At 63.4% G+C, this 22219-nt stretch carries 18 protein-coding genes; 2 read left to right on the forward strand and 16 right to left on the reverse strand.

All coding sequences use genetic code 11. The annotated features are described in order from the left end of the window. Positions 1-216 precede the first annotated feature (216 nt). Positions 217-651: a 30S ribosomal protein S18 gene (locus tag HZC36_15650; GenBank protein ID MBI5708417.1), complete on the forward strand. Its 435-nt coding sequence runs from the start codon at positions 217-219 to the stop codon at positions 649-651. Positions 652-723: 72 nt separating this feature from the next. On the opposite strand, the gene HZC36_15655 is transcribed toward HZC36_15650, so the two are convergent. Next, a complete protein-coding gene (locus HZC36_15655) occupies positions 724-1689 on the reverse strand; it encodes a KpsF/GutQ family sugar-phosphate isomerase (protein MBI5708418.1) in 966 nt (321 codons plus the stop codon). 11 nt (positions 1690-1700) lie between these two features. After that, positions 1701-2651 carry an arginase gene (gene rocF / locus HZC36_15660; protein ID MBI5708419.1) on the reverse strand — a complete coding sequence of 317 codons (951 nt, stop codon included), beginning with the start codon at positions 2649-2651 and terminating at the stop codon, positions 1701-1703. Between the two features lie 36 nt (positions 2652-2687). On the opposite strand from rocF, the gene pdxT reads away from it, so the two are divergent. Next, positions 2688-3260: a pyridoxal 5'-phosphate synthase glutaminase subunit PdxT gene (gene pdxT, locus HZC36_15665; protein MBI5708420.1), complete on the forward strand. Its 573-nt coding sequence runs from the start codon at positions 2688-2690 to the stop codon at positions 3258-3260. Between the two features lie 338 nt (positions 3261-3598). On the opposite strand, the gene ribD is transcribed toward pdxT, so the two are convergent. The 14 genes from ribD to HZC36_15735 all read right to left on the reverse strand — a co-directional run bounded on the left by ribD (position 3599) and on the right by HZC36_15735 (position 22214). Further along, positions 3599-4657, reverse strand: coding sequence for a bifunctional diaminohydroxyphosphoribosylaminopyrimidine deaminase/5-amino-6-(5-phosphoribosylamino)uracil reductase RibD (gene ribD, locus HZC36_15670; GenBank protein ID MBI5708421.1), 1059 nt, complete (start codon positions 4655-4657; stop codon positions 3599-3601). Continuing rightward, a complete protein-coding gene (locus HZC36_15675) occupies positions 4635-4934 on the reverse strand; it encodes a hypothetical protein (GenBank protein MBI5708422.1) in 300 nt (99 codons plus the stop codon). The genes ribD and HZC36_15675 overlap by 23 nt, the downstream gene beginning before the upstream one ends. Then, positions 4925-5569 carry a ribulose-phosphate 3-epimerase gene (rpe, locus tag HZC36_15680; protein MBI5708423.1) on the reverse strand — a complete coding sequence of 215 codons (645 nt, stop codon included), beginning with the start codon at positions 5567-5569 and terminating at the stop codon, positions 4925-4927. The genes HZC36_15675 and rpe overlap by 10 nt, the downstream gene beginning before the upstream one ends. Next, a complete protein-coding gene (locus tag HZC36_15685; GenBank protein ID MBI5708424.1) occupies positions 5566-7347 on the reverse strand; it encodes a PASTA domain-containing protein in 1782 nt (593 codons plus the stop codon). The genes rpe and HZC36_15685 overlap by 4 nt, the downstream gene beginning before the upstream one ends. After that, positions 7344-7565 (reverse strand): hypothetical protein, encoded by a 222-nt coding sequence (locus HZC36_15690; GenBank protein MBI5708425.1) that lies wholly within the window; start codon positions 7563-7565, stop codon positions 7344-7346. The genes HZC36_15685 and HZC36_15690 overlap by 4 nt, the downstream gene beginning before the upstream one ends. Continuing rightward, positions 7559-8593 (reverse strand): 3-dehydroquinate synthase, encoded by a 1035-nt coding sequence (gene aroB / locus HZC36_15695; GenBank protein ID MBI5708426.1) that lies wholly within the window; start codon positions 8591-8593, stop codon positions 7559-7561. The genes HZC36_15690 and aroB overlap by 7 nt, the downstream gene beginning before the upstream one ends. Beyond that, positions 8593-9156 (reverse strand): shikimate kinase, encoded by a 564-nt coding sequence (locus HZC36_15700; GenBank protein MBI5708427.1) that lies wholly within the window; start codon positions 9154-9156, stop codon positions 8593-8595. The genes aroB and HZC36_15700 overlap by 1 nt, the downstream gene beginning before the upstream one ends. Positions 9157-9249: 93 nt before the next feature. Continuing rightward, positions 9250-10917 (reverse strand): hypothetical protein, encoded by a 1668-nt coding sequence (locus HZC36_15705; protein MBI5708428.1) that lies wholly within the window; start codon positions 10915-10917, stop codon positions 9250-9252. 64 nt (positions 10918-10981) lie between these two features. Next, a complete protein-coding gene (locus HZC36_15710; GenBank protein MBI5708429.1) occupies positions 10982-11737 on the reverse strand; it encodes a hypothetical protein in 756 nt (251 codons plus the stop codon). A gap of 88 nt (positions 11738-11825) precedes the next feature. Continuing rightward, positions 11826-12578: a hypothetical protein gene (locus tag HZC36_15715; protein MBI5708430.1), complete on the reverse strand. Its 753-nt coding sequence runs from the start codon at positions 12576-12578 to the stop codon at positions 11826-11828. Between the two features lie 31 nt (positions 12579-12609). Continuing rightward, complete coding sequence (locus tag HZC36_15720) at positions 12610-13287, reverse strand: hypothetical protein (GenBank protein ID MBI5708431.1); 678 nt, start codon at positions 13285-13287, stop codon at positions 12610-12612. Positions 13288-13305: 18 nt separating this feature from the next. After that, positions 13306-14223, reverse strand: coding sequence for a hypothetical protein (locus HZC36_15725; protein MBI5708432.1), 918 nt, complete (start codon positions 14221-14223; stop codon positions 13306-13308). 9 nt (positions 14224-14232) lie between these two features. After that, positions 14233-15402 (reverse strand): type IV pilus assembly protein PilM, encoded by a 1170-nt coding sequence (gene pilM, locus HZC36_15730; protein ID MBI5708433.1) that lies wholly within the window; start codon positions 15400-15402, stop codon positions 14233-14235. Positions 15403-15590: 188 nt separating this feature from the next. After that, positions 15591-22214, reverse strand: coding sequence for a PQQ-binding-like beta-propeller repeat protein (locus tag HZC36_15735; protein MBI5708434.1), 6624 nt, complete (start codon positions 22212-22214; stop codon positions 15591-15593). Between the last annotated feature and the right edge of the window lie 5 nt (positions 22215-22219).

Here is a 22219-nt window from a genome sequence, read left to right on the forward strand (position 1 = left end):
GAACCGGCGACTACGGCCTTACCTCGCATCTTGGCGAGAAAGCCCCAGGGGAGACGGCGGCCGTGAATATGCCATGGAGCGTCACGCATAGAGCGCGCCGGCACGGAACCGGCGACTACGGCCTTTCGCCAGAAAGTCCCTTTGTCCCTGCGCCCCTTTGTCCAGCGCATTCGTGTCATAATAGCGTTCCGTCCGAAATTCGGACTCCCCGGAACCATGAGCGACGAACTGAATCCCATCAATGCAGCGCGCGACAAGGAGCTTGGCCTCGGAGAGGGCAAGCAGCGCGGCCGCAAGCGCCGAAAGGTCAGCTATCTGACCCTGAACAAGATCGAATACGTCGATTACAAGGATTTTTCGGTCCTTCGCCGGTTCATCAACGATCGTGGCAAGATCCTTTCGTCGCGACAGACCGGCAACAACGCCAACCAGCAGCGCATGATCGCCCGCGCGATCCGCCGCGCGCGAGAATTGGCGCTCCTGCCGTTCGTGGTTACCGAGATGTCGGCCGACCGCCGGGAATACACGCCGCGCGGCCCGCGAAGGGATCGCAACTATGGCGCCCCGCGCGAGGAAGCCCAGGCCGAGGTGGCGACTGCACAAGCCGCTGCGCCCGCCCCCGAAGCTGCAGAAACCCCTGCGTCGGAGTAACGAACCTCTTCACCCAACACAAACGCCTCGATCCATGCGATCGAGGCGTTTGTGTTTCGTCCCTCAGGCACTTCACACAATCCCACTCCTTGTCAGGTCTTTGAGAACAATCAGCCCCAGCACCTTGCCGTCGCGGTCGAGCACCGGCATCTCGCCGATCTTCTTCGGAAGGTTCTGAAAGACCTCCAGCGCCTCGACGGCCAGCAAATCCGGGCTCACCGTAGCCGGATTCGGCGTCATCAGCTCCGCCGCTATCGCGGTTTTCGGGTCTGAACCGCTCAAGATGTGCCGTCGCAAGTCTCCGTCGCTGAACAGGCCCGCCAGACGCCCTTCTGAGTCCACCACGCAGGCGGCCCCGGCGCCCGCCTTGGTGATAGCCCGCAAAGCGTCCAGAATGGGCGTTTGAGGCCCACAAAGCGCAATGTCGGCATCCTTCCTCATCACGTCCATCACGCGCAGCAGGAGGCGCTTACCGAGCGTTCCGCTGGGGTGGAACCGAGCGAAGTCCTCAGAGCCAAACCGCCGCTCCTTCATCACGGCGATCGCCAGGGCGTCGCTCAGCGCGAGCATCACCGTGGTGCTGGTCGTGGGTGCGAGGTTGTTGGGGCAAGCCTCGTCGGTGACGAAGGTGTCAAGCGTAAGGTCCGCCAGTCTCGCCCCGCTGCTGTTCGCCCGACCCGTAATCAGGATCGTCTTGGCCCCGATCGTCTGAAGCGAGGGAAACAGCTTGATCAGTTCATCGGTCTCGCCGCTATGGCTGTAGAGGATCACGATGTCCCGGCTCGTGACCATGCCGAGGTCGCCGTGAACTGCCTCGGCGGCATGCAGGAACAGGCTGGGTGTTCCTGTACTGCTCAGCGTTCCGGCGGTCTTGCGGGCGATGTGGCCCGACTTGCCAACGCCGCATGTGATCACTCGCCCTGAACACCCCAGAATCCAGCGAACCGCGGTCTCGTAGGGCTCGCCGAGCGCGTCCGCAGCCTTGAGCACGGCGACGCCCTCCTGACGCAGGGCTTCGCGCACGGTGTCGAGGATCATGGCGGTTCAGTCTACCGTTTGCCCAAGATCGTCTTGCCGAACAGCGAGGCGATCCACTCGACCGCCGTTCGGGCGGTCTCGTTGTTGGCGTCGAAGATCGGGTTGATCTCCACGACATCCAGCCCCAAAAGCTCGTAGGGGCAATCGGGCGAGGCCATCACCTCGTGCAGGAACTCGCCCATCAGGTGCATCTCGCGATAGGTCAAGCCACCGCGCACCGCGGTCCCGGTTCCTGGAGCGAGGAACGGGTCGAGCGAGTCCACATCGAAGCTGATCCAAAGGCGTTTCTTGCCGCCCTCCCGCATCCAGCGATCGAACCGCTCGAGTTCATGCACGAGGCCGCGGCGGTCGATGTCGTACATCGTGGACGCGAACTGCCCGCTCAGGGAATGAAAATGCTCGGCCTCAGGGTCGTCCACATCGCGCAAGCCCACCCAGGCCACCTGGTTCGCCGAAAGCTTTCTGCCCCCCGTCATGGCGCTCTGAAGCTCGCCCCACTGCTTGTCCTTCACGCCTTCGCAACCGCTGGGAAAGCCCATCATCAGGCCGAGAGGCATGCCGTGGACGTTGCCGGAGGGGGTCGTCGCGGCCGTGTTCAAATCCGCGTGGGCGTCCACCCACAGCACCGCCAGTTCGTCTTGTGCGTACTCCAGCGCTGCCCCCAGAGTGCCCATCGCGATCGAGTGGTCGCCGCCCACCACCAGGGGCGTCGCGCCGCGCTCAAACGAGGCCAACACAGCCGCACGGCACTCCACGCAAGCGTGGCGCACCGCCTGAAAGCTCTTGATGCCCTTCTTGTCCTCTGAGTGGTTCGCCTGGGGCAGGTCGCCGACGTCGTGCGCAGAACGCTCGGAATGGGCCAACGCCTCGATGATGCCCCCGAGGCGCGCGGCTGCGGGCCCCATCCGACTCCCTTGTCGCTTGCCGCCGGCATCGAACGGCGCACCGATGACCTCGATCACGAGGCTCAGTTTACCGGGGCGAGTACACTGGAACCCATGTCGGGAGCCGTTGGGATCGTCGCAATCCAGGGCGACTTCGACATGCATTGGCGGGCCTTTCTCCGTTGCGGCGTGTCTGGGGACTCCCTGAAGCTCGTCAAGACCCCCGAGGACCTTGAGGGCGTGGGCCGCGTGGTGATTCCGGGTGGCGAGAGCACCACCGTCGGAAAGCTCATGGAGCGCTTTGGGCTCGGCGAGGCCCTCCGGTCGGCGGCGAAAGGGGGCATGCCGATCTGGGGCACCTGCATGGGCATGATCCTGATGGCCAACGAGATCGAGGACTACGATCAATGTCGGCTGGGGGTTCTCGATGTGACGGTTCGCAGGAATGCTTTTGGTGCGCAGGTTCACAGCTTCGAGGCGGAGGTCCCGATTGTAGGCTTCGAGGGCACTTTGACCGCCGTGTTCATCCGCGCGCCCGAAGTCGTGCGCCTTGGGCCGGGCGTGGAAGTGCTCGCCGAGTTTGAAGGAAGGATCGTAGGAGTGCGCCAGGGCAAGCTGGTCGGCACGTCGTTTCACCCCGAGCTCACCGACGACACTCGTTTTCACGAGTGGTTCCGAAAGTTGTAGATACAACAAAAAAAGAGCCCCGGTCTGAGGGCTAGACGCGGGGCTTGGGGGAGGGAGGAGGAAGTCTCCGAAATCTCTCTACTTTTGTATAACGTCCATTTCGGGTCGTCCGTGCCGGGTTTCTTCGACCGTTGTAGAGCTTCTCTTCCCTGGGCTTCGATCAAGGATCCCTTTCCGTGATCGTTGCTTACATGTCTGACGACAATTGCGGGGAACAGGTTCGCTCAGTTGACAAATCTCTCGCATTTGAAGTCTTCAGGACCGTCGCGGAAGCGCCGGCGGCCCATGGGCCATAGGTCCCGAACGAGGGAAAGGTGGACCAAGACGAAGAGGCGTCCTCAGCCGTCGCGCTCATACCGGACCCAAAGGTCCCCGCCGACATCGCGGGCGAAGGTTCTGTCAAACCTAGGGGCCTCCGAAAGCCGGTCCACAGAGGGTCCTTCGACCCAGCTTGGGCCATCTCCAAGCACGATCGGCGCCACAAAGAGGTCGATCCGGTCGGCCAGCCCAGCCTTAAGGAATGACCCGGCGGTGACTGCGCCCCCCTCCACGAGCAGGCCCGTGATACCCCGGTTCCAAAGGTGCGCCAAGAGCGCCTGTAGGTCGAGGCTCCCGTCCAGCAAAGGCGCCTCGACGTCAAAAGGGGTCCTGGCGCTGCCCGTGGCAACGAACCGAATGGCTTCGCCTGGCTCCCGAAACAGCGGCGCATCCTCGGGGACCTTCCCCTTTGGGTCCAGAAGCACCCGCAAAGGCTGGTTGTGAACACCCTTGATGCGCGCCGTGAGCCTTGGCTGGTCGAGCTCCGCGGTCCTCCGGCCCACCAGCACAGCCCCCATCTCGGCCCGCAACCGGTGCCCCATTCGCCGCGCCGCAGGGCCCGTAATCCACTGGCTCTCCCCGCTAGCCGTCGCGATCCTCCCATCCAGCGAGCAGGCCGCCTTGAGCGTGACAAAAGGCCTCCCCAGCCTCATCGCCCTCAGCCAACCGGTGTTCTCGCGGGCTGCCTCCTGCTCACAAATCCCTCCTTCGACCTCGATTCCTTGCGACCTGAGCCACGACGAGCCTCCGGCGGCCCGGGGGTTGGGGTCGGGGCAGGCAAACCGCACCGCCACGACGCCGGCCTCCCGGAGCGCCTCGGTACAGGGCCCCGTTCTTCCGGTGTGGTGGCAGGGCTCCAAGGTGACGTAAGCCGTCGCCCCAATGGCCCTTTCACCGGCTTGTTGAAGCGCCACGACCTCCGCGTGGTGTCCTCCCGCATAGTCGTGCCAACCCTCGCCCACGATGGCCCCGCCGCGCACCAGCACACACCCCACATGGGGGTTGGGCGCCGGAAATCCACGCCGCGATAGCCGAATCGCCCGGCGCATGGCTTCTTCAGGGCGAATGCTTGCGGGCATGGTCTTTCCGGGTCCCCTCCAGGAGCTCTTCCAGGTTCTGACGCGCCTCCGCGCGGTAGGCCTCGCGCGCGCGGCGCATGACGAGGATGGCGAGGAACGCAGTGACCACAAACGTCATGACGGTCCCACCCAGATACCAGACGAACCGCGTGAGATAGGCCACCAGTTCGGCGCGAGGCGCTCCTTTCGGCGGGCGAACGCCCACGGTCCAAGGCCAAGCTGCCAGCAGCGAGAGCCCAAAAAGGAGAAACGCGGAGGTGACGATCTTCAGGCGCATCGGCTGCGCAACTCCTCGAGTCCGGCCGCGAGCGAGGTTGAACGCACCAGGAAGTTGCCTGCGACAAACACGTTGGCGCCCGCCTCCCACGCCCGCCGAATCGTCTCAGCGCCTATTCCGCCGTCCACTTCGATGTCGATCTCGGGGCACAAAGCGCGGATCTGAGACACCTTCTCCAGTGCGGAGCCGATGAACTTCTGGCCGCCCCAACCCGGGTTCACCGTCATGACCAGCACGAGGTCTGCCAGGCCGAGGACCGGCTCGACCGCCTCCACGGGCGTCCCCGGATTGATGGCGATTCCGGCCCGAACCCCGCGCTGCTTGAGCCCCTGGAGCAGGCGGTGGGAATGGCTGGACGCCTCCTGATGGAAGATGATCGAGCCGCAGCCCGCTTCGATAAACGCCTCAAAGTGAGCCTCTGGGGTGTGTGTCATCAGATGAGCCTCAAACACCGTCTGCCCAAGATCGCGAAGCGACTTCACGAGGTCTGCGCCGAACGTGATCGGGGGCACGAACTGCCCGTCCATGACGTCGAAGTGAATCCGGTCAGCCCCGCCCTCGATCAACTCCGCCACGGCCTCGCGCAAGCGCCCAGGATCGCACGACAGGATGGAAGGGGCCATCTCAGGCTTCATGGGTTTCGGCCTCCCGTGTCCTCCCAGTATGCGCCTGATTCGGCCGTCTTCGTCACTTGCTTCTTAAGCTCCCCGTCATAGAAGATCCGAAAGTCCGCTCGCGGGCCGTAGCCCTCCTCTTCGATCGTGATCTCGTCACCAGGATCGTGGGTCTCACGGTGGATCGTCCTCGTGCGGCGGCTGTCGGTCATATCCACCCGGAGTTCGACCGGGTCTTCGATGTCGGTGAGCTCGATCTTGATGGTGTAGAGGTACCGCCTGCGGTTTTCCGCGTCCGAGGTCGGCCTCTCGTCCTCTTCTCCGGCAACCTTCACGCGCACGATGGAGCCCCTCTCCAGCCGCACCCTGGGTTCGGGAACCTGGGAAACCACGGTGCCAGGCTCAGCGGACCGGTCGCGCGTCTTTTCGACCGGATCTCCCAGGCTCAGCCCCACCGAATCGAGCATCTCCCTGGCTTTGTCCGGGGTCAGCCCGCGCACGTCCGGGGTCTCGACGAACCGACTCCCCTGGCTGATCACGAGCCCAACGGACTGCCCCTCGTAGACCGCAAAGCCCGGCGAAGGATCGGTGTCCACCACGGTTCCGGCAGCTTGGTCGTTGATCTCGCGGCGCATGATCCGCCCTTTCAGGTTGAGCTTCTTCAGGTTGGCCTCGGCTTGCGCCAGGGTCAACCCGCGCACGTTGGGGACCGTGACGTTTCGCGGGCGGTTCAGGTTAAAGATCATCCAGCCGCCGATCATGAACACGACGAGCGCGACGAAGAAGATGGTCGCCGTTCGCAGCCACATCGGCACGTCGCCGGGCACGTCGTCCTCGTCAAACTCCTCTTCGTCCCGGTCCCTCCTTTGGAAGAACTTGCCCTTTGCCGACTCTTCCTTGATTCCGGTGAGCTGCGGCACGACGGGCTCGCGCGGCTCGGGCTTCTCACCCGTGGGCCAAGGAACGCTCTTGCCGAAGCGCAGCGCGTCCTCCACCATCCGCAGATCGCTCAAGAAGCTTTCGGCGTCCGGGTAGCGCTGCTCAGGGTCCTTGGAGAGCGCCTTCTTGATGCACTCTTCGAGTGCCTTGGGCACGCTGGGATTCAGCGACCGGACGCCAGGCGGTTCCTCCTGGGAGTGCTTGAGGATGGTCGCCATCGGCTGGTCGGCGATGAAGGGAAGCCTGCCGGACAAAAGCTGAAAGAGGATGACTCCCAGCGCGTAGACGTCCGACGCTGCCGACGGCTGCCCGCCCTGGCTGATCTCGGGCGCAAGGTAGGGCGCCATGTTCGGGAGCACAACCACGCCCGCGGTTTGGCTGGAGGAGTAGGCCTCCCAAACGCCTCCCATGATCAGCCTGCAGCCGCCCTCCGGGGTGACCATCACGTGGTGCGACCCCAGGTCGCCGTGGACCCGCCCCGCCCTGTGAAGGGTCGCCAAAGCGTCGGCGATAGACACGGCCGTCGAGACCGCTACCGGAACTGAAAACGGTGCGAACTTGCGGATTCGCTCCGTGAGAAGCGCGCCGGGTGAGGCTTCAGAGATGAGGAACGGGCCGTTCTCGTCGTCATCCACTTCGATCAGCCGCTCGATCCCAGGATGTTTGGCCTCGTTCTGTTTGATGACGACGGCCTTGACCGCCTCGACGAACGGCGCCTCCTTATCGAACGGAGACTGGAACGTGCGGATGCAGACGTCTCGGTTCAGCACATGGTCGAGCGCTCGAAAGCTCCTGAAGATGGCGCCCTCGGAAAGGAGTTCCACCAGCTCGTAGCGCGCCCTGAGAGACTGCCCGATCACCGGCTATCTCCCTCGGCCCTGCGTCCCACGAACGCCAGGATCAGCGCCGAAACCAACAGCAGCGCCGCGAGCGCCATCATCCAGGGCTGATCGATCCAGCGCGAATAAGCGACGGCCTCTTCACGCCCCTTGAAAACCGCGACCTGGCTGGCGGCGTAAAGCCCGCCCAAGAGAGCCACGCAAAGCACGGAAACACCCAACCTGACACGATCTAGCACGAGGACAGCACCGACGAAACCACGTCCTTTGGAATCTGATTGACGAGTTTACACTCTCCCAACCGTGTGACAAGCGCCATGGCGAGACTCCCCTGCTCCGTCTTCTTGTCGCGAAGCATGGCCTCGATCAATGGTTCAGGGTCACGGAGGATTGGATGACGGGTTGGCAGGCCGCATCGCGCGAGCCGTTCCTCAATCGCCTCGCGCGCGCCGTTTTCGGCCACTCCCAGCGCCTCGCCGATTGCGGCCTCGGCCACCATGCCGATGGCCACCGCCTCGCCGTGCAAGAGGTCTGAGTAGCCCGTGGCGTGCTCCAGAGCGTGCCCGACGGTGTGCCCGAAGTTGAGGATAGCTCGCCGGCCGGATCGGTCCTCCTCGTCGACCTCGACGACTCTGCGCTTGTCGTCCACGCACCGCCTCACGATCTCCGCGAGGTTGGGCGAGTCTGGCGACGGCACGCCTCGATCGAGGACCTCCAGCAGGCCGGCATCCATGATGAACGCGGTCTTCCAAACCTCGGCGAGCCCGTTCACAAACTGCCTCTCAGGAAGCGTCGTCAGGAACTCCTGCGCGATGAACACCCCTTTCGGCGGCCAGAACGCGCCGGCAAGATTCTTGCCAGAAGGCAAGTCGATGCCGACCTTTCCGCCCACAGACGAGTCGACCTGCGCCAAAAGCGTCGTGGGGACCTGGATGAACGGCACGCCGCGCATGTAGGTGGCGGCGGCAAACCCTGCCAGATCGCCGATAACGCCGCCTCCAAGAGCGGCCACCTCAGACGCTCGGTCGGCGCCCGACCGGGCGAGCCAGTCCCAGAGGGTCTGAAGGGACTCAGCGCTCTTGGTGGGCTCCCCTGGGGGCAGCACGAGCACCTTTGAGAAGCCTTCAAGCAGGCTGCTCCAGGCATTTCGCACGTTCTCGTCGGTGATAACGAAAGCAGATTCTGAGAGGCCAGCAAGAGCCTGTTTAGCAGAGCAGAAATGGACCGAGTACCGGCCCCGGAAGTGCTTGATCTGAAGGTCCTGCATCAGGTTTGGCCCTCCATCGCCGTTAGGAGCGCGAAGGCCTCCTGCGCGGTCTCTTCGAGCGTTCTTTCACCGATTTCGAGGACCCCGTCAGCCCGCTCATAGAACTCCGATCGTTGGGTCACCAACGCCGCTAGCCTCGCCTCCCAATCCGCGACCTCAAGAAGCGGCCTGCGCCTCTTGCTCTGGGTCAAGCGCTCCTTAAGCGTGTCCACGTCGGTTCTGAGATAAAGGACGAGCCCAAGACGTCGCATCTCGATCCAGTTTTCTTCCCGCAGAACCACACCGCCGCCGGTGGCCAGCACGATCGGTTCGGGCTCCAGGGAGCGCAGCAGGCTCGTCTCATGCCCCCGAAACGCCTCCTCGCCATACACGCTGAAAATCTGGTGGACGGGCCTGCCGAACCGCAGTTGGAGGAGGGAGTCCAGATCCACGAATTTGCGGCCCGAGAGCTCTGCCAGTTGTCTGCCGACCGTGGATTTTCCTGCGCCCATCATCCCCACCAGAACCCACGCTCGGGCTTTGGAGTGGCAGGAGGAGATCGGCTCGTTGGAAGAAGGCTGCATGAGGGCTGGCTTCTGACGATTATGGCAAGAGCAAATAGGGAGCGGCGGCCCGGATTCCCGGGCCGCCGCTCTGCGCACTGTCGATTTTCTGATTTACAGCGGCCCGAGACCGCCGTTTCCGTCGTCTTTGATGACCGTCGGGGTCACAAAGATCAGGAGCTCGGAGTTGTTCCGATCTCGCGTTCGAGACCTGAACAGGGACCCAACCACGGGGAGGTCGCCCAATACAGGGAACTTCGCCGTCGAGCCGGTGTCCTGCTTGCGGACCATTCCGCCAAGAGCGATGGTCTCGCCGTCTTTGACGCGGGCAACGACCGAGATCTGCTGGAAGAGCTGGTCCGGGATTTCCGTTCCATCTGAGCTTCGTCGCAACTGGCCGAAGTCCTGTACGGGCACTTGGAGGAACACGGTAACCGTTCCATCATTGTTGATTCTGGGGGCCACCGAAAGACCCGTCTGAATCGTGACTGGGAACGGCTGCGGCGCAATGATTGTCTGCCCGTTTCCGTTTCCAACGACGGTGTTGACGAAGAACGTGGTCGAAATGCCCTGAATGATCGTCGCCGGCTGGTTGTTCAGCGTTCGAACGATCGGCGCTTGAACCACCTTGCCTTGCCCGTACTGGAGCAGCGTCCGCATACGCGTGACGATGTTTCCGGTCGAGTAGTTGACGTAGATCGGGTCGCCGGCTCGGGCAAACGCTCCGGGCCGTGCGCCGGCAAACAGCGAGCCGCGCTCATAGGACCAGTCGAATCCAAGCGAGTTGGCCACAGACGAGCTGGTGGTGATGAACTCCACCTTGATCGTGACCTGCTTCGGCGCTTCGTCGAACATGGTGATCAGGCGCTGCAGTTCTGCAATCGCTTCATCGGTTCCCTGAACGATGAGGCTGTTGTCGATCGGATCGTAGGTGATCTGATCGATACCCGTGGGAACAAACCCGGTTCCGCCTTGCAGGTTCAGGCCGCCGCCACCAAGGCCGCCACCACCGAGGCCGCCGCCGCCCAAGCCGCCCTGGCCCAGACCGCCGCCACCGAGACCACCGCCACCGAGGCCGCCACCACCAAGGCCGCCGCCACCAAGGCCGCCGCCGAGGCCGCCGCCGCCGCGCTGCGCGCCGCTCTCACCGGGGAGAAGGATGTTCGAGCCTCTCTCGGCGGTGGGCTCCAGCATCTTGCTGTTCACCGGCTGGAAGTTGCCAGACTGCGTCGCCGGGTTGGCAAAGTTGACGTTGGACAAGAAGCTGCTCATGGGCGTACCGGAGAACCTCATGAAGCTCATGAGGCCGGCAAGCTTGTCCCGAGCGTCGGGCACTTGGCCACCGTACATCTTGATCAGCACTTCCTGCGGATCGGCATGCAGAAGCTTGAATTTCTGGATGCTCTTGGGGCCGGCGCTCTTTGGCGGCGCCGTCGCTGTTCCCGCCTCAATCGGCGGGGCTGCTTTGGCACGGCCGATAACGTAGTACCCGCCTTCTTCGCGCCGGAACGTGGCTCCAGCCGACGTGCAAAGGGCTTTCAAGACGCTTTCCAGCGTCTGGCCCTTAAGATTGAGGGAAATGGGCTTGAACGGCTCTTCCGAGGGCTCGATCACGAATTGCAGGCCGGTTTTTTGGCCGAGCATCTGCACGGCCGTCGCCAGGTCGGCGTTATCGAGCCGCAGATCGAGTCGCTGTTCCTCAGGCAGCTGCGCAAAGGCCGTAGCCGTGGCGAAAATCGTCGCCACGGCCAAGGCTCCCCACTTATTCCAGACAGTACGCATATCCTATCTCCTTACCTTCCGTTGACCGGAAAAGACGCTGACAAAGTTCGCTTTCGCGAGGCGATTATCGGCCGCCGCCACCGCCGCCAAAGCCGCCGCCGCCGAAGCCGCCGCCGCCGAGGCCGCCGCCGCCGAAGCCGCCGCCGCCGAAGCCGCCGCCGCTACGGCCAAAGCCGCCGCTGCCACCAAAGCCGCCACCGCCGCCGAAGCCGCCCTGGCCGCCGCCGAAGCCACCGCCGAGGCCGCCGCTGCCAAAGCCGCCCTGGCCGCCGCCAAAGCCGCCCATGCCGCCGCCCATGCCGCCCATGCCGCCGCCCTGGCTACCGTTGAAGATGGTGCTCATCTCCGGCCAGATGCTGGTGCTGTTGGTACCGCTAAGCATGATCTGGATAAACAGCGGGTCCGCTGACCGAATCGGAATGCGCCGAATCGGCTTGCTGGACGTGGTGCTGCTGGGCTGGCCAGTCTGCGTGTCGGGCGTGGGAGGAGGTGGCTGCTCGCGCTTGATGATCGTGTAGATCGGCCCCTCTCGCCGGTACGTGGCATCCACTTGCTTCAAGACGTTTTGAAGAGCGGTCTCGAAGGGAACCTTCTTCAGGCTGCAGGTGACATAGCCTTGCACGGCCGGGTCGATGCTGTACGAAACGTCGCCGACTTGCTTGAACAGGATTTTGAGCGCTTCGCGCACATCAGCCTGCTCCAGTTCGAGCGACTCGATTTCCTTGTTCTGCACGTCGCCCTGGGCGAACGTCGGGGCCGCCATGGCCCAGACGCTCAGCACGGCGCTGGCGGTCAGAACGGTTTTGACGAATCTGTTCATTGGTTGGTCCTCCGATTTCCTAGGAAGGGCGAATCGATCGCGGGTTTCTATAATTCTAACTTATCTTTCGGTGTTCGTGGCTCAAAATCTATCCTTCGGGGCCACCGGGGCCGCCTCGGCCGCCTGGCCCACCCCTCGCGCCCGGGCCCCCGCCGCCCAATCCCTGCCGCCCGCCGGGCTGATTCCCGCGTCCGCCAGGATTGTTAGCCGGGGCGTTCGCGCCAGGAGCGAGGCCGGATGGGGGAGACTCGAGCCGAACGTTGATTTCCTTCGGCAAGCGATTCCCGGGGCGCCGCAAAATGGCCTGCTCCGGGTTTGTCGAAATGGAAACAACAGTCCAGTCGCTGTTCGGGATCTTCATCCCAGGCCGGACGATGTAGCTCTTGCCGTCCTCCATGATGAGAATGGCGGCCACCGTCTCGCCGACCAGAATTCCAGCGAGGCGACGGTACGGCTGAGGCTCGATGGTCATTTCCTCGATGACCTCTTCCTTCGGCTCGTACATCATTCCGAACCCGCGTCCTTGCTGAGCAAACAGGTTCTCGGCGGACTGGCTGTTTTCGAATGCCATTTCCACCGGGAACAGCGCGTACGGGTCGGACCGATGCGAAAACGATCGCAATGCCACGAGGTTCTTCATGGCGTCGGGGTCATCCTTGCGCTGTACGGGCACACCTGGAACGTCGCCGACTTCCATCGGCGGTGCAGGCTTGGCTTCAGCCGTGGGCGCCGTCGGCATGGGCTCGCGGGCGCAACCCGAAGCCGCCATAACAGCGATCATAGCCATGAGCGAAAGACCCCACGGGCCGAGCTTGAGTTGAATGGAAAGAGACTTTTTCATGTCCAATTCGCCTTGCCTGAGCCTGTTCGGCTTACGCTCCACCCTCCGGGACGTTCGGGAAGAACTTCGACCCGCGGATAAAGCCCACGATCGAAACGTTGTAAGTCGCCGTAAACACGGGCGTCGTTCCCGTTAGCTGAAGACCGTCGGTTACGGCCAGATAGTTCGGCATCATCGACCACGCACGGACGTGGTTCATGATCTGCTTGTAGGTTCCGCGCACCTGCACCGCGCCAAAATCGAACATCACGACCGGATAGGCCAGGGGCGGGAAGTTGAAGTAGCCCGCCAAGATGCCGTTCGGGGAGTCCGGCGGCATTTCGACAGCCGGGCCATTGATGACCTCGACGCCTCCCGCCTTCATCTGCGCGTTCACGGCCGACTGGAGCTTGTTGCGGAACGCCCGGACGTCGATGGCGAGGTGCCAGCCGTCCTTGGACAGATCGATGACGCTGGCAGGCGGGGTCTTGCGGTCCGTGATCTGCTTCCAATCGTCGATCTTCTGCTGCCTCATTTCAAGGGCTTTCTTCACCCTTTTTTGCGCAGCGCCAAGTTGATTGGCGGCCCTTTCGAGCTTTTCGGCGTTGGCGTTGAGAGCTTCGGTCTCCGCCTGGTTCGGCGCAATCTGCAGGAAGAACCCGGAGGCCAGCGCCGCAATGGCGATGGCAAGACCGATCGAGATGATGGCTATGGGGCTAAGTTTGCTCATGTTCGATAGGCCTCCTGATTACTCCTCGCCCTCTCCGCCCTTGGCGGCATTGCGGCCGCCAGGGTTAGGCGGGCCACCCGTGGGCCTGCCACCTGCAGCGGGAGGTGCGCCAGGCGCGGGGATTCCTCCGGGAGCCGTGCCGCCGCCACCGCCGGAACCGCCGCCTCCGCTTGCGGACGCTGCCAGCGTGGCTCGAGGATCGGGCGTCTGGATATGGCGGTTCGATAGAACCACGCTCACCGTGATGTCTTGCCAACCCGGCATGGACTGGCGCAGCCCGGGCGTTCCGGAGCCAAAACCGCCGACGCCGAGATAACCCTGAGGCGCGGCGCGTGCGGCGAAATACTCAATCTGATCGGCCGGGTCTTCGGGAACGTTCGTATCGCCCACCTTGATCGGGGTCCCCCTCTGGTCCGCTTCCGAAAGCGGCGGGACGTACATATCCGAAACCTGGTAGCCGTTGCGCGAAACGGTCATGGCGCCTGGAATTCGGAGCAGCGCCAGCATCAGATCGGCGTAATCCTCGTAAGTTCGGATGACGCCCGCCATAGTCACGACGCAGTTATCGGCATCAACCGGCGTCGCGGAGATGCTGTTCAGCCGGAAAAAGCCCGGCACGTAGCGCTCAACCTCGGCATAGAGGTCGGCATACGTGTTGTTGTGGTCCATCATTGCGTGAGCGAGATCGGCGTTCACGATGATGCCGCGCGCACTCGCCATGATCAGGTCAGCCTGCTTCGCGACCGCAGCCGCGTTCGCGGCCCTCGGCTGAAGCTCTTCGACCTTGGCCCTGGCGTCCGCATGAGCCTGCTTGGACTGCTGAATCATGAAGTAGGTCGCGCCGACAGCCGCCAGAGCGATGATCGCCGAGACGAACCACGCCGCCTTTGCCGATTTCTCCTTCGAGACGTAAGTTGGGAGAAGGTTTAACTTCATTCTCAGTTCCTAATCGTAAAACACGTACAAGCCGTTGCCAACCGCCACGGCAAATTCCTGCCGGTGGTTCTCGATGAGATCCGCCGGACTCTTCTTGGCGTTAACTTGAATACGCTTCAACGGATCGAAGAGGTCACAGGGAAGGTCGGTCGCTTTCGCAAGAAAGGCGTCGAGACCCTTCTGCTGAGCGCCGCCGCCGCAGATCGCGATCCGGTCGACGCTGGCCCCCCGGCTCTTATAGTAGTCGATTGAACGCCGGACTTCAGAAACGAACTCGTTGAGCACCTCTTCCATCGCCGCAGCAGCTCCGCCGGCGGACGCCGGCGCGATCGCCGTGGCATCGGGCGCCGCAGCGTCTGCGGGCGGCGCATCCGCCTCATCGGAGAACGGGTTGTAGGGCTGAAACTGCTGGGTTCCGGCGGCTCCGGCGGGCTGAAGGCTGCCCACGTCCGCGCCGGCTTTCGATTGCTCGGCGTCGCTCGTGGGAATGCTCATCTTGTCCGCAACGGCCTTGGTGAACATCTCGCCGCCGATCGGCACCTGGCGCGGCATCAGAAGCTTGCCGTCCTTGTAAATGTTGATCGAGGTCGTCTTGTGGCCGATATCCACGAGGCAGACCGTCTGGCCCTTCCAATCCTCGCCATAGCTGGCGTCGATCGAGCGCGCGAGGCCAAGGGGCTCCACGTCGATCGCCGCAAGCTGGCGCCCGGCCTTCTTGACGCAGGCCATGAGCCCGTCGATCGCGGACTGTGGGCTGATCGCCATCACCACGTCCATATTCGCGGAATTGGGGTCCTCGTCGGTTAGGGGCCTAAAATCGCTGACCACCGTGCTCTCGGAGAACGGGATGTTGCGGTTGATTTCCCACTGCATGTGCTCCTTGAGCTCTGCAGGGCTCATGCGGGGCACTTCGAGCGTGCGCACGAGCACCGAAGCCTGGCCTGCGATGCTGACCACGGCCTGGGCCACGCTGGATCCGGCCTGCTGAAGCGCCTGTTTGAGCGCGCCGGCAACGGCATCTCCATTGTAAATGCCGGTATGGTCGACAGCACCCTCAGGCGTATCCGCCATTCCAAGCGCCGTGACCACGACCTCTTTTCCCTGACTCTTCAATTCGGCGACCTTGATCGACCGACTTCCGATGTCAATTCCCACTACACTATTGAGCTTTTTAGCCATGTGTCTTGATCCCGGCTCCCAAGGCTAAGCAAAGCTATCTTACTTCCCTCGCGTGAACCAAGTCAACGCGCAAAGACCCTCCGCCTCGCCTTCAAAGACGTTCCATCCCCCTGCTTCTGTTCGTATTCAAACGAAAAACGGGGCAGATCGTCTGCTTCTGCCCCAGTTTACGTCTTTTCCGAACTCGATTACTGCTTTCCGACCGGCGTTGGCGTGAACCTCGGCGCAATTGTCTGGAAGAAGATGTCCGGTGTTCCCGTTCGCGTGCTCATCCAGAACAGCCAGATAAGCCCTGGCCGTCGCTGCGCGGCGTTCCCGAAGTCGAACGGATCGGGGAACGCGAAGAGCTGCGACTCGGTGAACGCCTGGTCCATTGGAACCGGCGCCTCATCCCTTTCGGGAACCAGCGCGACCTGGACATTGGTCAGCACGATTCCTGGGATGGCAGCTCCCGTCGCCTCATCCACACCCGTGTAGGTGATCGTGACCGTTCGGTTCTCATCCAGGTCCTGGAAATAGGCCCGGCCCCGGCCCGGATCGATTTGGTAGTACGAGGTGGCGCCCGTCACGTTGAACGACGTAATCGCGCCGTTCGCCTGAGTGTGCACCGGCACCGGGAGTTGGACTCCGAGCCGGAACGTGCGCATATAGGGGCGGCTGGTCTGGCCCGCTCCTGCCGCCGCTCGGCCATACGTGAAGACCATGCGCGCGCTTCGGACGGGGTCGTTCGGAATCGGGCCGCCGTTCGGCACCAGAGGCTGGTTGTTCGAACGCGCCCAATAGCTGAACTCGCCGATCATGCGGTTGTCGAAGATCACCGTTGGAGTCGAGTATCCGGCGCCCGCACTGCCGCTCGCCAATAGGAGGCGCGGCGTGTAGCGCAGGAGCAGGCTCGCGTTTCGCGGCGGCAGCGTTCCCGCCAGCCGCACCGTGCCCATGTTCGGGTCCAGGTAGGCCTTTCCGCCAAGCTTGGTGTCGAACGTGACAAGCCCGGTCGTGCGGTCGATGACCCGAGTGTTGGCCACTTCGAGGTTGGTCCTCACGCCGTTCAGGATCATGTCGAGCTGGATCGTGGCGTTCAGGTTCCATTGCAGGCCGGTCGAACGGTAGTTCCCAGCCTCGCCATCGGCGACCATCCGGTCGTCCACCATTTCAGGCAGATAGATGAACTGCGCCTGGCCGCCCTGGCCCTGCGGTCCGCCGTAGGTTCCACCCGCGCGCACCCTGCCATGAAAAACCTCTGGATTCGGCCTGCCGCGAAGCTTGCCGGTGAAACCGAGTTCGAACATCGGCGCCCCGTTCGGAAGCCCGGGAACCGAGGCGCCCGCATAGGTCCTGGCGTAGGCGCTGGGCCCGGAAACATACTCGAAGCCCGTGCCGACCGCCAGCTTCAGTAGCTGGCCCGTGTTGTAGGCGGTCGTGCCGTTGTCGTGGAATGCCTGGGCATAGATCTGGGTCTGTCCGCCGCCGCCCGCCGCGAAGAACAGCGTGCCGTCGGCATCGCTCGTCTTGACGATCGCGGGACGACCCTTGACGCCGCCCTCCACGCTGGGCAGCGGGCTGATGTTGCCCATGCTGATGGCCCCATCGGCCGCCGTCGTGAACGACGCCACAAACGGAAGCGACATGCTGCGTCGGCCGCTGCCGCTTTGTATCTGGGCCTCGCCGAGGAACGCGATGTGCTGGGTGCCAAACTCAGCACCGGTATAGGGGTTGAACGCCCCGAGCAGCGGCAAGGCGGGAGCACCGAATTTGTCGGTGCCGGCAATAATCGTCTCGCCGCCGGAGAGACCGAAGAGCGCTGTCGAGGGAACGGTCGGGAACGGTCCCACTTCCTGCCGGAAGAAGGTGCCGCCGGCGCCGGGAAGCCAGGCATTCAGGTCCGGCAAGAAGCTTGACCCGAGGCCGGTTTCAGGCCGCGTTCCCGTCATGGAGCCGATGTAGAGCCGCCACCCGTCGTTCAGGCTCTCGGTGAGGGGCTCCGGCGCGTTGAACGCCGACGAGTTCGACATGTACGCTACCAGGAGGTTGCCGAAGCGGTCTCGCATGGCGGCAGGCTGCATGTTCTGGTGCAGGAACTTCTCGGTGCCGTTCGAGAGATTCTGCATCATGGGCGCCGTGTACTTCGTGTAGGCGTTCGTGATTCGGGACTCGCGCGCGCTGAACCTGAGGGTGAATCCAGGATCGGACTGCGCCTCGGTGGGGTTCCACGTACCGTTCGCGAGCAACGAATATGCGAGCGTCTCGTTGTCGTCCACGTCCTCGATCACGCGCATCTGTGAGAGGTAGGACCCGACGGGCATACCGATCGGTACGGAGACCGAGACGCGCGGCGGGTTCGGCAGAACGCCTGCCGGGCCGCTTGTCGGCATCAGGTACGACTCCGCGAACTGGTTCAGGTTCTCGTTGACCCTGCGCCTGGGGTTCACGAGGAGCTCGTTCGCCGAAGAGTCGCCGACCCTAGGCTTCTGCAGGATCACGCTGTTGCTGCCCGAATGCACCGGAGCGAACCGCTTGTCGATGTCCGACCAGAGGTTGAGCTGCGTGTCCAGCCAGCTTCGCTCGTGCCCTGCGGGGGCAAAGAGGCCCCAGGGCCGGACGGTGCCAGACGTGGGGTCGAAGAAGCCCTTGGCGAGCCTGAGGTTCAGGAGGTTCACGTTTCCGTCGTTGAACACGCGGAACGTCTGGAAAATGTCGGTGTACGGGGCAACGTTGGGTCCATAGCCCGTATTGGTGGACAGCCATGGCCAGGGGTTGGTCGAATCCGCCCTAAAGCCGGTACCCGAGCCCAGCGAGCCGAGGTCCAAGGTTGGGGTCCCCACGTAGAACTTCTCATCCACGGCCACGCTCGCGGCGGCCACAAACGTGCGGAACGCCTCGCGTCGGTTGCCCACATTGCCGAATCGGCCGTCGCCGTTCGAGTCGACATAGACCGTGATCGTTCCGGCATAGCCTCCCGGAACGCCGGCGAGATTGGCCGGATCGGAGTCCAGAATCGTCGAGAGGTTGGCCGGCTGGTACCTGGGAACGTTGATGTCGATGTCCAGCGGTGTTCGGACCAGCGTCCGGTTGGTCACCGAGAAAGCGCCGACCGAGGTGGGCGGGATGAGCGCCACCCCGTAGTTCGCGGGGTCCTCCGCGTTGCCAAACCGGTCCTTGATGAAGTCCACCCGCTCCTGCTTGAGATCGGGGAAATCCAAGCTGGTGTTGGGGAACCGTGTCGGGCGGTCCTCGAAGTTGGGATAAGCCAGCGGATCGAGCGGCTTCCAGATGGACCCTGCGCCACCGCGCCAGGTCAGGTCAGCCCTGCCTATGCGCACGTTGTCCACGCCCCGCTCGGGCCCGCGAATCTGGCGCATCATGCTGCGGTCGAAAACCGCCATTTGGCGCGTGGCCTTCTGATTATGGTGCACGACGCCGGCGGAGGCCGTGATGCGGTCCTCGCGCTTGGTGCTCGAAAGGATGTCGCGCGAGCCGTTCATCACCGCTTCCGAGTGGTTCGGCTGGATCGTGTAGCCCAGAGAATGGTTCGGCAGCGGGTTACCACTAGCATCGAACTGCGTGGCAACGGCGATCGGGTTGGCTACCTGGAAGACCTTGTTGACGAGGGCCGGGTTCAGCACCACGTTCTGCAGCGGATCGCCCGCGCCGAACTGAGCCGAAAGGATCGCGTTCGTGTTGGCGTTGCCCGGCGCAATCGCCGTGCTGCCGGAGCCCTGAACCGTGAACGAGATGATCGCGTAGCCGTCCAGGGTAGCGCCGGTGATCCCGGAGACGGGAGACGTTCCCGAAAACCGCTTCGCGGTCGACGTGATGTTGCGCACGGACGCGCCTTCGACGTTGAATCGAAACTCCGCCTGAGGGGCCGTGTAGGGCGGCTCGGGCAAGCCCGACGGGTTGTATGGGAAGTTGTACACCATCAGGTAGATGGTCTCGCCCCATTCATAGGCGGGGTTGACCGTCGTCACCTGGGCCGAAGTGTTGTTCGCTTGGGCGTGGGTCATGTGCCCCGAAGCGCCCGTCGGCAAGCGGAGCTTCTGATAGGTGTCCGGCTTGATGAACACCAGCTTGGCTTCGCGGAACGGGATGCCCAGCGGGTCGTTCTCGACAATCTCGAACGTTCCTGGCGGGTCTCCAGGCGAAATGTGCCCGGAGGTGCTGTTGTTGAGGCCGTACATGTAGCCGTTGGGGTCGGTGATGTACATCCAATTTCGGCCAACGGCCACCGAAGTCTTGAGGTCTGTTGCCCGCGTATCGAAGCCCCAGGCGCGGCGGCGGGTGCCGCCCAGGCTGTTCGTCTTCGACCATTCGGCAAACAGGGCCGAGATGCGCCCGTCGTTGGTGGGCACGATCACGCACGGCTGCGGGGAGGAGTAGAGGGCGCCTGAATTGTTGTAGACCGTCAATGGCGAATAGGTCAAGTTGCCGGCGACCGCAGAGCCAAGCTCGTTGGTTGCCCAGAGAATCAAGCCGGACGCCGCATCAAAGGCCGTGATGTAGCCGTTATCGTTCGCCGCCACGACGGTGTTCGGCATGCCCGTCATCAGGGTCGAAGCGATGGTCACCGGACCGCTGGCGAAGTTCTCGGCATTCGCGCGGTTCCATTGTGCCGCGCCGCCGGAGTACTGCCAGACCAGTGCGCCCGTATCCTGATTCAGGCACACGAAGTGGCCAAGATTGTCCGAGCCGACGTTGCTGCCAAAGTACACCCTCCCAAACTCAACGGCCGGAGTGGACTGGATGGCGCCGAGCGGCTGGGTGGTCAAGCTGGGGTAGTTCCAACGGACGCTCGTGGTCTTCGTCGCCGGTGTGCCGAGCGCGTTCAACGCATAGAGCCGACCCTCCGAGGTCGGAACGAACACCGTGGGGCCGGAGGCGATGGTGGCAAACGCCAGAGAGCCCTTGATCGGTCCCAGGGTGCTGGTTCGCCGGGAAGAGGGATAGTCGTTCGGGTAGGTCCACCTGCGAACGGCGGTGCCGGGATAGCTCTTGGCGTCGTCCATATCCCCGCGCCCAGCCATCTCGATGCAGTAAACGCGGCCGTTCGTGGAGCCCACATAGAGGTAGTCCACGCCGCTGATCCGCTGGATCATCGCGGAGGTCATGTCGAAGCCGATTGGCATTTCCGCGATCGGACCGACGCCATCGACCCCGCTGACATGGTTCGGGTCCGTCCAGCCGGATTCGTTCGGCCGGGGAGTGCTGGGATAGGTCCAATAAACCTTGGTCGTGCCGTCAGCATTGCCCAGCGAGTCCAGGCAGTAGATCCTGCCGTCCTCGGCGCAGACGATGGTCACTTCTCTTTCCACCGGCGCGCCTGCGGGTGTGAGCTTGACAAACGCCTTGGCCTGGACAGGAGTCGAGTGGATCGCGGTGCTTCCTGCGCCGACGAACCGGACCGCATCGGCATACGCCAGCAGGCCCGCATCGGCAGGAAGCGCGCTGAAATTCGTCATCTTGACGCGAAGCGGATCGGCCTTGGTGTGATCGAACCGGCGCGACCCAAGGCGCACCCAACCGCCTCCCGCATTGGCATCCAGGGTCAGGTTGGTAACCGAAGCCCCCTCCTCGACGTCCACCCGCTGCTGCTGTGCAAAGACCGTGGGGCCGGAGCTTCCCTGAAGGTGGACCCAGACTTCGTAGCTACCGTCTTCCAGCGTCGGCTCAAACGAGACGTTCGACATGAGCACCGTGCTGTTGGTGGTGGGCTGGGAAAGGTAGTTGGTTCCGATGAACCCACTCGGAGTGGTTTGAGGCGTCCATCCTGGCCCAGGGACCGCCGACAGGTTGTCGACGTTCACCGTGAGTTCGGGCGAGACCTGGTTCGGCCGGAACACCCATCGGTCGTTGTTTGCAACGTCAAGCAAGCCGTTGTTCGAATCGTGGAACCTCGAATGGACCTCTCCAACCTCGACGACCTTCGGCTTGCCGTCCACGTAGGCCAATTCGTGCCTCGTAATGGCGTCCACCGTGTTGATGATCGTGGGCAGCGAGGAGATCAGGTTCACGATCGGCGAGGCGACGTAGGTTCCGTATTCCGGAACCGCCATCACCGCGTCGCCGTAAACGAGCGTGCCGGGGCTATCCGTATAGCGGCCGCTGCTGTCCATCGGAACGGTGTTGTGGAGCCGGATCCTGATGGGGGTCGAGCCATCGTAATCGAAAAGCTGCCGCGTGGGCCTGCCGCCGCCGCCCAAACGCACCCAACTCGTGCCGGCTTGGAAGGTGTCGACGACGTCGATCCACCGTTTGCTTCCGCCCGTGCCGTACAGAATCTCATACACGAAGAAGCGCTGAGGATAGAGTGGATTCCCAAGCTCCAGCGTGGGGCCGATCGGGAGCCACGCATAAAGGGCCACGTTGCGCTGAACGGCGCCCGGCGGCGAAATCGACCACTCGACATAGGACGTCGATCCCTGGGTGGGGTCGTCCTGATCCGAGCTCAAGACCGTCTTTGCGTAGCGGTAAGGAAAAACGACCGATGGGTCGGCGTTGGGGTCTGAAATGTAGGCGTTGAAAGCCTCATCCGCGACGGTGAGCGGCTGGCTCCAGGCTCCCGAAAACGTGACGCCGGCGTCCGGATTGTCGAGGACCCTGGTCCCGCCGATATTGTCCGCCAAGTTCGGGCGCCACCACCTGAGATTCGCCAAGCCGGGCCCGCTGGCGTTCGCCGTGGCGTTCTTGCCGGTTCGCGCGTTGTCGCCTTTCAACGTGGGAAAGTCCTGGCCCATGCACGGCGCAGAAGCGAGAGCCGCGCTGATGGCCAACGCCAGGCTGATCCAAATCTTGTTGCCGTTCCGCATGTAATTCACCACTT

Source organism: Armatimonadota bacterium (assembly GCA_016223145.1).
Classification (GTDB): Bacteria; Armatimonadota; Fimbriimonadia; order Fimbriimonadales; family Fimbriimonadaceae; genus Nitrosymbiomonas.